General features: G+C 31.6%; 1 protein-coding gene. It reads right to left on the reverse strand.

What is annotated here, in order from left to right; all coding sequences use genetic code 11:
- A partial coding sequence (locus VJI94_RS08965; protein ID WP_324009128.1) for a hypothetical protein occupies positions 1-209 on the reverse strand: 209 nt, incomplete at both ends.

A 209-nucleotide genomic window follows, 5' to 3' on the forward strand; every position in this document is an offset into this window, starting at 1 on the left:
ATCTTATCTTTTATTTCTACTTTTTGATCTTTTCCTGTTGTGTTCTTGTAAGTTACTTTGTAAAGTAATTCTTGTCCCGCTTTTACAATTTCACCATCTATACTTACTTGTGGTGCTGAACTGTCAAATACGTCTTTCTTTGGCTTTGTAGAAGTTGGATTTGTTGTTTCATTTGTTTCAAACTTGTTATTTCCTTCTAATACATCTGC

This window comes from Parvimonas sp. D9 (assembly GCF_035282565.1).
GTDB lineage: Bacteria > Bacillota > Clostridia > Tissierellales > Peptoniphilaceae > Parvimonas > Parvimonas micra.